Source organism: Synechococcus sp. W65.1, assembly GCF_047461615.1.
In the GTDB taxonomy this organism is placed as follows: Bacteria; Cyanobacteriota; Cyanobacteriia; order Thermostichales; family Thermostichaceae; genus Thermostichus.
Genome location: NZ_JANSHI010000002.1, coordinates 47,991 through 59,626 on the forward strand (window position 1 = coordinate 47,991; position 11,636 = coordinate 59,626).

At 58.7% G+C, this 11,636-nt stretch carries 12 protein-coding genes; 9 read left to right on the forward strand and 3 right to left on the reverse strand.

The window, feature by feature from the left end; genetic code table 11:
- Nucleotides 1-109 precede the first annotated feature (109 nt).
- From NW806_RS01530 to NW806_RS01550, 5 genes are all read left to right on the forward strand, one after another.
- Nucleotides 110-1,495, forward strand: coding sequence for an efflux RND transporter periplasmic adaptor subunit (locus NW806_RS01530; protein ID WP_414409752.1), 1,386 nt, complete (start codon nt 110-112; stop codon nt 1,493-1,495).
- On the forward strand, nt 1,492-2,703 hold the full coding sequence (locus NW806_RS01535) for an ABC transporter permease (protein WP_414409753.1): 1,212 nt from the start codon (nt 1,492-1,494) through the stop codon (nt 2,701-2,703). Before NW806_RS01530 ends, NW806_RS01535 begins: the two co-directional genes overlap by 4 nt.
- Nucleotides 2,704-2,763: 60 nt before the next feature.
- Nucleotides 2,764-3,702 carry a homoserine kinase gene (gene thrB / locus NW806_RS01540; RefSeq protein ID WP_414409754.1) on the forward strand — a complete coding sequence of 313 codons (939 nt, stop codon included), beginning with the start codon at nt 2,764-2,766 and terminating at the stop codon, nt 3,700-3,702.
- A gap of 704 nt (nt 3,703-4,406) precedes the next feature.
- Entirely contained in the window at nt 4,407-4,613 is a 207-nt protein-coding gene (locus NW806_RS01545) for a hypothetical protein (protein ID WP_414409755.1), read from the forward strand.
- A 27-nt stretch (nt 4,614-4,640) separates the two neighbouring features.
- Complete coding sequence (locus NW806_RS01550) at nt 4,641-4,976, forward strand: TMEM14 family protein (RefSeq protein ID WP_414394932.1); 336 nt, start codon at nt 4,641-4,643, stop codon at nt 4,974-4,976.
- A gap of 152 nt (nt 4,977-5,128) precedes the next feature.
- Here NW806_RS01550 and NW806_RS01555 read toward each other — a convergent pair whose 3' ends face one another.
- Nucleotides 5,129-5,758 carry a DUF4384 domain-containing protein gene (locus tag NW806_RS01555; protein WP_414409756.1) on the reverse strand — a complete coding sequence of 210 codons (630 nt, stop codon included), beginning with the start codon at nt 5,756-5,758 and terminating at the stop codon, nt 5,129-5,131.
- 222 nt (nt 5,759-5,980) lie between these two features.
- On the opposite strand from NW806_RS01555, the gene NW806_RS01560 reads away from it, so the two are divergent.
- Nucleotides 5,981-6,415 carry a tetratricopeptide repeat protein gene (locus tag NW806_RS01560; RefSeq protein ID WP_414409757.1) on the forward strand — a complete coding sequence of 145 codons (435 nt, stop codon included), beginning with the start codon at nt 5,981-5,983 and terminating at the stop codon, nt 6,413-6,415.
- Nucleotides 6,416-6,547: 132 nt separating this feature from the next.
- Here the strand turns inward: NW806_RS01560 and NW806_RS01565 are convergent, their stop codons facing one another.
- Nucleotides 6,548-7,522 (reverse strand): SPFH domain-containing protein, encoded by a 975-nt coding sequence (locus tag NW806_RS01565; RefSeq protein WP_414409758.1) that lies wholly within the window; start codon nt 7,520-7,522, stop codon nt 6,548-6,550.
- A gap of 119 nt (nt 7,523-7,641) precedes the next feature.
- On the opposite strand from NW806_RS01565, the gene NW806_RS01570 reads away from it, so the two are divergent.
- The 3 genes from NW806_RS01570 (at nt 7,642) to NW806_RS01580 (ending at nt 10,507) form a co-directional block, all read left to right on the forward strand.
- Nucleotides 7,642-8,637, forward strand: a complete 996-nt coding sequence (locus NW806_RS01570) for an NAD(P)/FAD-dependent oxidoreductase (RefSeq protein ID WP_414409759.1) — start codon at nt 7,642-7,644, stop codon at nt 8,635-8,637.
- A gap of 73 nt (nt 8,638-8,710) precedes the next feature.
- On the forward strand, nt 8,711-9,799 hold the full coding sequence (locus NW806_RS01575; RefSeq protein WP_414409760.1) for a polysaccharide deacetylase family protein: 1,089 nt from the start codon (nt 8,711-8,713) through the stop codon (nt 9,797-9,799).
- A gap of 60 nt (nt 9,800-9,859) precedes the next feature.
- Nucleotides 9,860-10,507 carry a hypothetical protein gene (locus NW806_RS01580; RefSeq protein WP_414394924.1) on the forward strand — a complete coding sequence of 216 codons (648 nt, stop codon included), beginning with the start codon at nt 9,860-9,862 and terminating at the stop codon, nt 10,505-10,507.
- A gap of 8 nt (nt 10,508-10,515) precedes the next feature.
- Here the strand turns inward: NW806_RS01580 and NW806_RS01585 are convergent, their stop codons facing one another.
- The gene (locus NW806_RS01585; protein ID WP_414409761.1) at nt 10,516-11,340 is read right to left on the reverse strand and encodes a M23 family metallopeptidase; all 825 of its coding nucleotides are present in this window, start codon (nt 11,338-11,340) and stop codon (nt 10,516-10,518) included.
- Between the last annotated feature and the right edge of the window lie 296 nt (nt 11,341-11,636).

Sequence of the window (11,636 nt, forward strand, 5' to 3'; positions counted from 1 at the left end):
TGTACAGGTCTCGAAGGGCCGGACGACCCCGGAGCTCAAGACTGCGTTGGCGCCCCTCTCTTTGCTAGATAGGCTAGATTGTAGGCTCTTGTGAGAGGCGGGAGACGTCGTGAAGCCCCAGACGGGATCCCTGCCCCCTGCCAAATCTGCAGACCAACCCCTGCTCCAGCCCGAACCCCCTAGGAAAGGGTGGCCTACTGGCTGGATTCTCTTGGGTCTGCTGCTGGCTAGCTTGGGAGGGGGTGGTATCTTGGTTCAGCGGTACCTCCAGCAGCGGAGGGTACAGCGCCTACAAAGGTTGACGGTGCCCGTCGAGGTAGTGGATCTAGTCCAACGGCTGCGGGTAAGCGGCCAGGTGCAGCCCATTCGTCAGGTAAATGTCGGTCCTCGAGAGGCGGGCCGTTTGGCGGAGCTATTGGTGGATCAGGGAGATGAGGTGGTGGCAGGGCAGGTGCTAGCCCGGATGGACTACGGCGATCTAACTAGCGGCATTCGCCAAGCCCAAGCCCGCATCCAAGAGCTACAGGCCCGCCTGGCGGAATTGCAAGCCGGCGAGCGACCCCAGGTCATCGCAGCAGCCCAGGCCAGGGTGGATGCGGCGCGGTCGCAGGTGAGTTTGGCCCAAAAGGAGCTGGAACGGATTCAGGCGCTGGCGCAGGAGGGGGCTGTAGCCCGCAGCGAGCTGGATCAACGCCTAGCTCGCTTGGAACAAGCGCAAGCGGACTTGCAAGCTGCCCAACAAGAGCTGGAGCGATTGCAGTCAGGTAGCCGCCCAGAAACGCTGCGGCAGATCCAAGCCCAGATTGCCCAGGCCCAAGCCGAGCTAGCCCAGCGACAATCTCGCCTAGCTGAGGCCGAGGTCCGGGCGCCCTTTTCCGGTGTGGTGGTGCAGCGCTTTGCCGAGGTGGGATCCTTTGTAACTCCCACAACCGCAGCTTCCGACGCCACTGCTGCTTCCTCCAGCTCCATCCTGGCGCTGGCCCAGGGGATTGAGGTGCGAGCGGAGGTGCCGGAGGCGCAGATTGCCCAGGTGCGGGTGGGACAGCCGGTGGAGATCCGATCCCTGGCCTATCCGGATCGAGTGGTACGGGGACGAGTGAAGCGGATTGCCCCTGCCACGGTGGTGGTGCGGGAGGTCACCGTCTTTCGGGTCGCGATCGAGCCGGAGCAGGGGGCAGACTTTTTGCGCATTGGCATGAACGTCTCGGTGGATTTTCTCGGGGAGCAGCAACCCCAAGCCCTCACGGTGCCCTCGGTGGCCATCCTGCGGGAGGGGGGCCAAGAGGGGGTAATCCTGTTGGATCCGCAAACCCAGCGGCCTGTCTATCGGCCAGTAGAAACGGGCCTCACCCAGGGAGGGATCACCCAGATCCTCTCCGGCCTGCAGGCGGGGGATCGGGTCTTTACGGCGCTGCCGCCAGGAGTAACCCTGCAGAGTTTGCTTCCACAAGAGCGCCGTCCTAGCCGAAGTGGGAGAGTTAGGCCGCACCCATGAGCTTTCTGGTTGCAGCCAAAATGGCCTGGCAAATGGTGCGACGGCACCGCTTGCGCACAGGCCTGAGCATGCTGGGGATCCTCATCGGCAACGCGGCAGTGGTAGCCATTGCTGGCTTTGGCCATGCTGCCCAGGAGCTGGCCGTGGATCAGTTTCGGGCTTTGGGCACCAATTTGCTCATCGTCTTTTCTTCCAGCTTGGGCCTGGCGGACGCCAGCAACACCCGTCCCATCACCCTCGACGATCTGCGGGCAATTGCTGCGGAAGTGCCTGCGGTATCGGCAGCCGTCCCCAGTCTTGTTGTCAATGTGCGCGCCGTGCGGGGCGGAGTGGATCGCCGCTACGAAGCCACCGGCACCTGGCCGGAATATCTGTCAGTGCTCAACTTGGAGGTCGAGGAGGGCCGCTTCCTCTTGCCAGCGGACATTGAGGAGCAGCGCCCGGTGGTAGTGCTGGGCAGTGAGGCCGCCCGCGAGCTGTTTGGCTTGGATCCCGCCGCCGCTATTGGAGAGACGCTGCTGCTCAACAACTTGCCCTTTGAGGTAGTCGGCATTTTGCGCCCCAAGCCAACAGTGTTTGGCAACAACGATGCCCGCCTGTTTCTGCCGGTAGACGTGGTGGCCAACCGCTTTGTTGGACGGCGCTCTCCCTATGGCCTGGAGTTGACGGCCATCTTTGTCTCAGCCCGCTCCGAAGCAGATCTGCCGGCTGCTGAGTTCCAGATCCGCAACCTGTTGCGCCAGCGGCACCAACTGATAGGAGAAGATGACTTCGTCATCCGCAACCAGAAAGTGTTGCTGGATGGGGCAGCCAGGATTTTAACTCTACTGCGGGTACTGCTGAGCGGCACAGCAGCGCTCTCGCTGCTGGTGGGTGGGGTGGGGATCATGAACGTGATGTTGATCTCGGTGGCAGAACGCACCCCTGAAATTGGCCTGCGCAAGGCAATTGGGGCCGACAGCCGGCAAATTTTGCAGCAGTTTGCAGCCGAGGCTATCCTGATTGCCGTCAGCGGGGGAGTGGCCGGGATCCTCCTCAGCAGCGGCCTCCTGGTGGCAGTGCGAATGTTTACCCCTTTGGCCACGACTGTCGATCCCGTGGCAGTGGTCATATCTTTTTCCCTCTCGACGGGGGTTGGACTGGTCTTTGGCATTTTCCCCGCCCGCAAAGCGGCGCAACTGGATCCCATTGAGGCCCTGAGAGCCTGAGATCCACCGTCCGTGGGATAGTAGGTGTGAGGTGACCACTGTTCGCTAAGGAGCTTTCCCTTGGTCAAAGAGCGAGTAGAGGTAATTGTCCCAGCCACTACCGCCAACCTGGGGCCAGGGTTTGATTGCATGGGTGCAGCCCTGCAGCTCTACAACCACTTCCAGTTTCGCGAGATCCCTGCTGGACTCAGCATTCACTATCGTGGCAGCGATCCTATCAGCCAGGGCAAGGACAACTTGGTGTATCGCGCCTTCTGCCGGGCCTTCGAGCTGCTGGACAAGCCTGTGCCGGGAGTGGAAATTGAGATTACCCTCAACGTGCCCCTGGCGCGAGGGCTGGGCAGTTCTGCCACTGCTATTGTCGGCGGCCTGCTGGGAGCCAATGCCATTGGATCCCTTAACCTAGCCTCCGAGACCCTCCTCCAGTTGGCCATTGCCCTCGAAGGTCACCCCGACAACGTGGTGCCCGCCCTTCAAGGCGGCTGTCAGCTCTGTGTGCAGGGACAGCAAGGGCAGTGGGTGTTCTGCCCGGTGGAGTGGCACGAGCGCATTGGGATTGTGGCAGCGGTGCCTAGCTTCAAGCTCTCCACTCAGGCAGCCCGCGAGATCCTGCCCAAGTCCGTCAGCTTGGCCGATGCCGTTTTTTCCAGCAGCCATCTGGGGCTGCTCATCCGCAGCTTGCAGTTGGGGCGGGTGGACTGGCTGAGGGTGGCTTTGCAGGATCGGCTGCACCAACCGGCCCGCATGGAGTTGATCCCTGGTTTCAAGGCAGTCCAGGAGGCAGCCCTGGCTGCAGGAGCCTACGGAGTGGTGATCAGCGGGGCTGGGCCTACCCTCCTGGCGTTCTGTGCGCCTGAGGAGCGAGAAGGGGTAGGAGCGGCCATGGTCAGCGCCTGGGCCCAGCTAGGTATCGAGGCAGAAGCGAAACCCCTGAGTTTGGATTGGCAGGGGGGAAGAGTAATCATCCACTCTAGAGATGAGGAGCTATCTGAGAGATAAACGTCGTCCCTGGTGCCCCACACCGCTAGCCCAAGCAGAGCGGGCAAGGGTAGGACGGACAGCAGAGCTGTCTTCTTGCAAGAGCAAGCTGGAGGCCTTCTTGGGTCAGCAGGACGGAGTCCGTAAGTCGCGCTTCATGCTGGGCTAGGGAGGAGTTAAAGAGGCAAGCGCTCTGTTTGCCCCGATTTTCCAGATTTGCTCTTTGTTGGCTAGGGAGGCAAGCAGCTTGCTCGGCAGGTAGAGAGTCTATCAGCACCAGCTAGTAGCCATCAGGCAGTTGCTCTAGCAACAAGCCGGGGGAGCTAGGCTTAGAGTCAAATTCAGTTGAGGATGAGACGGGGCTACAGGTAAGATACAGGGGGGTAAACCCCAAGGGGAAGCTCTAGACTGACAGAACAAGGAAGGTGGCTGCGCTGAGGATTGGGTAAGTAAGGTAAAACAGAGAAAAAAAGTTGCCAGGGGAGTCATTGTACCAGCTATGGTTTCGTAGCTATTGGAGCTAACGATCTGGAGGTTTTAGCTTGAAGCCTTCTGAAGCAGGTAGTCGCTGTTTGCTGAGCTTTGTGGGGAAGCGTAACATCTTATCCTAAGTTGTGACGGAGCTGAAATGTCGGTTCTGGGAGGCGGTTGTTTTCCCTAGAATGGGATCGCTAGCCTGGTTCACTCTTGCAGTTTAGCCCTTACCCTAGGCGATGGACGATGCCATGACTCCTGAGATGATACGTCAATTTTGGTCTTTGGTCAGCGAGATCGGCAGACCGGATTGGCTGAATCAGCGTGACGATGACTTGGTCAATCTCCTCCTGAATGCCTGTCAGAAAAGATATGCCCTCAGCACGGTCGATCCCTCAGTTCTCAACCGTTACATTACTCTCCGCCTGCCTCTAATCCGCGAAATTGTTGTGGACTAAAGCAAGGTAGGAAACTTTTTTCTTGTCATGGCGATTGCACGGATTACTTTGCTCGTCTACGGGGTGCTGCTTTTGGTAGGCGGAGTAGTCGGTTATAGAAGAGGCAAAAGTCTCAAGTCTTTAGTTGGAGGCTTGGTGGGAGCTGTTCTCAGCGGAGCTAGCTATGGCCTCCTGGGAGCGGATCCCCGTTGGGGCCTAGGCTTGGGCTTAGGGACGGCGGCGCTGGGATCTCTTCTTTTTGCCTTGCGCTACCGCAAAACTGGCAAATTTCTGCCCGCTGGTCTGATGTTGGCCGTGAGCTTGACGGCTGTTCTTCTCTTGGGCTTAAGTTTCGTTGAGGTTCTCCCCAGTCCTAGGGGGTGAGGATTCTTCCACAGCTTGTAACTAGAGGAGCTTCCTACCACAAGGCGGTCTATCCCTGTCGCGGCAGCGGCGCGGAGTGTTTGCCAGGGAGCCTGCGCTGCCTTTTTTGGGCAGGTTTGGGCTGCCGGGCGTCCTTGATCTAAGCTGAGAGCTCAGCGAGGAGCGACGCGATAGAAGCGAGTGGTGGTTGCCCATTCGCGGGCAGGGATCTTCTCGACGAGGATGGCGCGGGCGACGGCGTCGCCTAGTCTGGATCCCTCCACCTGCACACGGGCAAAGGATCCACCCTCTTCAAAAGCGACGATCTCCTGGAAGTTGAGCGGCCGGGGGGAGGCCACCGCCAACACTTGGGCTTGGCCAAAGGGCGGGGCAATGGTCAGGCGGTAGCTGGCGCCAGGGGGTGGGAAGGTGCGCACTTCGCCGGCCCGCAGAAACTCCTCTCCACCTGAGAAGGGATTGGGCAAAATAAGGTGAGTGCGTCCATCGGCTTGGATGCTAAACAGGTAGACGTAGGCGTCGCGGTTGGTACTGAGAGTCAGGCGAATCGGCTCGCCAGGCCGGTAGATGGGGTTAGAGCCGCGCCGATCCAGCTCCAAGGTCACCTGCAAGTCGGAAGGCACAGGGTTGACGAGGATGGAGCGGGCCCCGGTTTCTAGGCGAGTGTCAGCTAGTTGTAGCCTTTGCAGCGAGGGGTGGATGCCCAGCGTTTTGGGAAAAACAGCGGCGGTGGGCGCCACCGACAGCCCCAAAGCCAGGGGCAGGAAGAGCAGTTTGGCGTTCATGGTTCGACCTGACATTCAGTGGCTATGTTCAGCCTAGGAAGGGGCAGAGTTTTACTGGAGCGGGCTTCGCGCAATCTCAGATCTCCTGCTGAGGCAGTTTCCCCTGCTGCAGATGGCAGGCCCAGGGGGAAAAGCGCTGAACCGCTTCTCACATTTGGGTGGGAAAACTGGGAGATCCCAGCTAGAAAGGGCTAAGCTGCAGATCAGGGATCAACCTTGCCTATGGCCAGCGACAGTTACCAAGAAGGCATCGCAGCGGTTCAGGCGGGCGATTTTCCGGCTGCCATTCAAGCATTTCGCCGGGCAGTTGCCGAGGATCCCACCCATACAGAGGCTCGCTATAAGTTGGCCTGGGTGCTGGGTATGAGCGGCTATCTGGATCCAGCCCTGGCCGAACTGGAGGTGGTGGTGGCGGCGGATCCCGGCCATGTTGCAGCCCACTACAACCGGGGGGCCCTGCTGTTGCAAAAGGCCCAACTGGAAGCAGAGGTCGAGGGCCAGATCGATCTTGAGGTCCTGCAGCAGGCAGAAGAAGCTTTTCAAACGGTGATGCGCTTGGATCCTACAGATCAACGGGCCTACGCCTTTCTCACCTTGGTCAGGCGGGCGATCCGCAACTACCATAGCCGCAGGGATGAGGAGGCCAGGATCCCCTAGCTTGGCTGTCGCCCGCACCCCAGTTGCAGCTTCTCTACCAACTAGCGAGGGACGCCAATGTGGAAAACCAGGTCACCGCAGGCCCAAGCCTACGGCTCGAAGGGCGTAAGCGGCTTCGGCCCGGGGGAGATCCTAAGAATTGAGTGGAGGAATCTCAAGGTCAGACGAGAATGCCGCCGAGGTACGCAATTGCGGGGCCTCGGAAGCTTGGGAGCTTGATCCCTGGCTAACCTTGGAGATATCCACCATCGAGACCAACCCTTGCAGGGTGGCAGGGATGGAGCGGGGATCCATAAAAATGACCTTCGAGCTGGGACTGCTGCCCACTTTGAGGCCCATATCGATGTAGCTTTGGGCCATCAGGTATTGCAAGGCGTTGGCTGCCTCGGGGTGTTCTTGCAAGGCAGCGGCAATGGTTTTGATGGCCTCAGCTGTACCCTCGGCCAATAGCAGCCGCTGTCGCTTTTCGGCTTCTGCCCGCAGGAGTTGAGCCTTGGCAGCCCCTGCCGCCTGGTTGATGCTGGCCTGCTGTTCCCCCTCTGACCTGAGGATGGCGGCCCGCTTCTCCCGCTCGGCAGCCATTTGCTTTTCCATCGAGTCCTGCACGGTTTTGGAGGGTTGAATATCCCTGACTTCCACGCGCGTGATCTTGATCCCCCAGGGATCCGTGGCCTCGTCCAGTTCGGCTAGAAGGCGGGCGTTGATCTCGGCGCGCGAGGAAAAGGTCTGATCCAAGTCCATGCGGCCAATCTCAGCCCGCAGCGCCGTCAGCACCAAGTTCACCAAAGCTCGCTGCACATCCTCTACCGCATAGCGAGCCTTGATCATGTCCGTGATGCGCCAGTAAACCACTGCGTCGGCCATTAGTGAAACGTTATCGCTGGTGATGCACTGCTGCGGTGGCACGTCCAGTACCTTCTCGCGGATGGTTTCCTGGAACACAATCCTGTCGATGGGGGGAAAGATGACGTGCAAGCCGGGTGTCAGCTTGCGGTGAAACCTACCCAGACGTTCTACCAGTGCCTCATAGCCCTGGCTAATGATCTTGACAGAGCTGAACAGGTAGCCGATAAAGATGAGGGCAATGGCGGCTGGGATGACCGGCATACGACTCTTCTCCTGACAGAGAGTTCAGCCCCTATTCTAGACGGTTGCTGGAACTGATCCCTTCACCTCGATACGCCTGAAGGCTATCTAGTAGAAAGCCTGCGAGAGGATCCCTTCTTATGAAACTAAACAGCAAGAACCTAGAAGTTGGCTTAAACAAAATTTACGATGTCATTATTGCTGGCGGTGGCGCGGGGGGGTTGTCGGCATCCATTTACTTGGCCCGCTACGGCTTGAGCTGCTTGGTGGTGGAAAAGGGCAGGGGCCGCTCTTTTTGGATGCAGGACTTGCGCAACTATTTGGGCCTGCCGCCAAACACGCCAGGACGAGAGCTGTTGCGACAAGGAAGGGAGCACGCCCTTAGCTTGGGGGTGGACTATCTAGGGGGCTATGTGGAAGATGTTACAGATGAAGGGGAGCTTTTTGCTGTCAAGGTCAAGGTGGGGAAAGTCAACAGTGTCTACCCTATTTTTCGCAGCAAGTATTTGATTGCGGCAACAGGTATTATTGATTATCTGCCTCAATTGGCTGATATGCAGAATGTTTACGAATATGCAGGCTACTCGCTACATGTCTGCATGATCTGCGACGGTTATGAAATGCGGGATCAGAAAGCAGTATTGATTGTCAATTCAGAAGATCGGATTAATACAGCTTTTGTCCTCAACTGGTTTACGCCTTATATCTCGGTGTTAACCCATGGCTTGTGCTCGGTTGGCCCCGAGATACGCAAAAAGCTGGCAGATCATGGTTACCCTCTCTACGAAGCTCCCATTCGTCGCTTTCTTGGAGAAAACCACCAGCTGCAAGGAGTAGAGCTGGAGGACGGCACCTATATCGAGGCTACTACTGGCCTGGTAGCCATGGGCGCCAAATACCACAACGGCTATTTGAAAGGGATCCCCGGCTTGACATGGCAAGGGGAGAACCTGCTCACCGATGAATGGTGCCGCACTTCCCACCCGCGCCTGTTTGCAGTAGGAGATTTGAAGCAGGGCCTCAACCAGGTGGCGATTGCCGTGGCTGATGGAGCGCTGGCCGCCACGGCCATCTGGCGGGACATCCGCCGATCCTCACCTCCCCGTAAGTGGGAAGAGCGCCTGCACACAATTTAGGTTCATCCTACTTGCTGCAGGGAGTGGTGATAGTCTTTTGCTCTGTAGTTGTTGTGAAAACCTTGGCAACTCCATGCATTTTCTGAAGGCGGTGATCTTTTTTTTGGCTTTCCTCTTGGTGGGTCTATATTACAGTGCTGCGGGGGCCCGCCCTCTTTTCAACCTCAACCTCACCTCGACCCTAGGATACAGCCCTGTTCTCCCAATTGAGAGTGTTCGCATTCTGCAAGGCAGCCATCCGCAAGAACTACTCATTTACCTATCGGCTCCCTCTGCTGCTTGGGTCTATCAAGAGCGGCTGAACGGGCATTATCTAATCGACATTCCCTATGCTGTAATCACTCATTCCACAAGGGTTGAGGTTGCCAAGGAACTGCCCTATCAACTCAACTGGGGCAACCAGGACCAGCACACTGGGCGTCTGTTGATTACACCCGCGCCTGCTTATGTACAGCTGTTTCTACAGCATGGCTGGGTTCCAGATCCTAGCTTTCTCGACCCAGCGGAAAATAGCCAGCCCTTGCAACTGCCTTTGGAAGAAGTGCTGGGGCCTTTGTTGGAGGTGCCGGCCCGTTCTGCCTTCCTCACGATTGACGATGGGCCTTGGCCTCAGTCCACCCCTCGCCTTTTAGAGGTTTTGGATCAGCTACAGATTCCGGCCACCTTCTTTCTTATCGGCACTCATGTTTCCCAATTTCCAGAGTTGGCCCAGTCCATTCAAGCTCACCACCACACGATAGCCAACCATACCTTTACTCATGATTATCGACGTCTCTACAGCAGCAACGAGATATTTTATGCCGAGGTGGAGCAGACAACCGAGCTGATGAAGAGGCTGGGCTTGGATCCTCAGCTGATTGTTCGGCCACCGGGGGGCTTTCGCCTAGATCCAGCTTTACGCCACTCTTTGGAACAGGCGAGGTATCAGGTTGTTTACTGGAACATTAGCCCTGAAGATGCCTATGCCGACCAAATACCGGCCCAGCTGGTGGAGCGGGTTCGCGCTCAGTTGCAGGCGCTCAGGAACTCGGAACAACCGCTAGTTTTGCTGCTTCATGACCGCTGGCCCCATACCGCTGAGGCCCTGCCAGGTATCGTGGCTGCCGTTGAGGAGGCAGGCTATCGCTTTTTGCCCTGGCCGACTTCTAAGAATGCTGCCTGATATTCTGGATGACGGTTGAATCCAAAGGAGCAGTCAGTTTTTGGTGGAGGAGGGGGAAGCATGCGCAAGCTTATAGTAGGGGGAGCGGCCTTGGCTTTGGCCCTGCCAGTCGCCTCAGCTTCCGCCTATTCCCAGCCGCTGCTGCCGCTATTGCCTGCTGCCTCTGCAGGCAGTACTGCTCGCGAGGGAGTTGTAGCCCTGTTTCGTCAGTCCATCTGGTGGGATTTTATCCGCGGCAATCGTGGGGAAAACCTGCGCTTGTTTCCTGCTCAGTTGCTCTCCTCCTCGCAGCAGGGAGTGGTGGCCGTGTTTGAGATCCAGCGGCAGCCGACGGTGGAGCCCGTAGTGCGCGTGCTCAGCTTTGACCATCAAGGAGGGTACGATTTTCGTCTGCTCCACATGGCTGAGCCCATCCCAGGTCGGCTAATCGAGGCTCAGCTGCGCACCGACATCACACCCACTCCCCAGCCCAAGTTGGTGCTCCTCACTGAGCGAGGGGGAATCAGCCTGCTGCGGTCGGTTCTGATCTTAGAACACCGAGCAGAGGGGCTTGTGCCGCTGCTGAGCGTAACAGATTTGAACAACGCCAGCCTGCGGGTTAGTCCCCAGGGGATCCTAATCCTCTCCAGTGCCCCGGGAGCTAGCCGCGACTTGCGGGCTACGCTCTACCAGTGGGAGGGAGATGGCTTTGTCCGCCGCGATCTCTAGCCACCGCTCTAGGGTCGTAGGTGTCTATGACCAGGAAGCTGTTGAGCCTGCCAACAGGCCCCTAGGCTGGGGGCTTGGCCCACCTGCCAAAGAAACAGGCTCTCTGCTCCCAGGGAATGGATGCTCCAGGGATCCAGGCCAGCCCCAAACCAGCCGTAGGGATCGACAGGGGCGGGCTGGCCGGAATTGGCTTGGTCAAAGCGGCGCACCTCAAAGTGGAGATGGGGCCCGCTGGCACAGCCGCTTTCCCCTGACAGGCCAATCACCTCCCCAGCTGCCACCCTCTGCCCCTCGTGTACCCGGATTTGGCTGAGGTGGGCGTAGAGGGTTTCTAGGCGGATCCCGCCCGGGGATTCTCCTTCGTGCAGGATGCGCACCCGCAGCCCTCTGACTGGACGGCCTAGGCTGGGGCAGAAAAACTCTGGTTCCGGGCGCGCTACAGTAACTCGTCCAGGGGCGGCGGCCAGGATGGGGGTGCCTACCGGCATGGCCCAGTCGTAGCCGGCGTGGCCATCGCTTTTGCCACAGGGGTGCTGGGGACTGGGAGTCCAAACCTGGCCCTGGCCGCTGACAAATCGGCCATTGCCGTCTCCTTCGCCCAAAGGCAGGTCGTGGTCGAAGAGGTTGGTGACCGGGAAGTCACCGATAAAGGGTTTGTGCAAAAGCGGCCACTGGGGCGGCGGCGGATCCCCTTGGACTTGACGATAGCTCTCTAGTTGCCGCCGGTAGCTCTCCAGCTGCTGAAGCTGAGCGGGGTCCTGCAACTGCTGCCGCAAAAGATCCACCAAGCGCAGGGCCTGAGCCCAGTCCCGGCGCTCCACAGCCCGGCTCAACTGGGCGTAGACTCCCCTCAGGACTTCCTGGGATACGGAGGAAGGGGGCCTCTGGGGAAAGCCAGGCAGAATGTTTACGAATTGATACAATAGGCAGCAAAGTATCAGTAGGCATACCTTGAGCAGACCAGGCGGTTTGGCTCGGGTGCCACTTTCCTTTTTGCCACCCGCTTTTCTCCTCAGCCCCTGCCCAAGCTGTGGGAAAGCGCAGTGGCTCTGACCAACCACCCCGCGGGAGCTTCTCATGCGTTGGCTGTTATCCTCTGGTGTTCTGGTTAGCTTGCCTTTCCAGTTTT

What these genes read in the sequence shown, in the direction of transcription:
- NW806_RS01570 (WP_414409759.1), top strand. Translation starts at nt 7,642, where the DNA reads ATGAAACTAAACAGCAAGAACCTAGAAGTTGGCTTAAACAAAATTTAC.
- NW806_RS01560 (WP_414409757.1), top strand. Translation starts at nt 5,981, where the DNA reads ATGGCCAGCGACAGTTACCAAGAAGGCATCGCAGCGGTTCAGGCGGGC.
- NW806_RS01580 (WP_414394924.1), top strand. Translation starts at nt 9,860, where the DNA reads ATGCGCAAGCTTATAGTAGGGGGAGCGGCCTTGGCTTTGGCCCTGCCA.
- NW806_RS01575 (WP_414409760.1), top strand. Translation starts at nt 8,711, where the DNA reads ATGCATTTTCTGAAGGCGGTGATCTTTTTTTTGGCTTTCCTCTTGGTG.
- NW806_RS01545 (WP_414409755.1), top strand. Translation starts at nt 4,407, where the DNA reads ATGACTCCTGAGATGATACGTCAATTTTGGTCTTTGGTCAGCGAGATC.
- NW806_RS01550 (WP_414394932.1), top strand. Translation starts at nt 4,641, where the DNA reads ATGGCGATTGCACGGATTACTTTGCTCGTCTACGGGGTGCTGCTTTTG.
- NW806_RS01565 (WP_414409758.1), bottom strand. Translation starts at nt 7,522, where the DNA reads ATGCCGGTCATCCCAGCCGCCATTGCCCTCATCTTTATCGGCTACCTG.
- NW806_RS01535 (WP_414409753.1), top strand. Translation starts at nt 1,492, where the DNA reads ATGAGCTTTCTGGTTGCAGCCAAAATGGCCTGGCAAATGGTGCGACGG.
- NW806_RS01555 (WP_414409756.1), bottom strand. Translation starts at nt 5,758, where the DNA reads ATGAACGCCAAACTGCTCTTCCTGCCCCTGGCTTTGGGGCTGTCGGTG.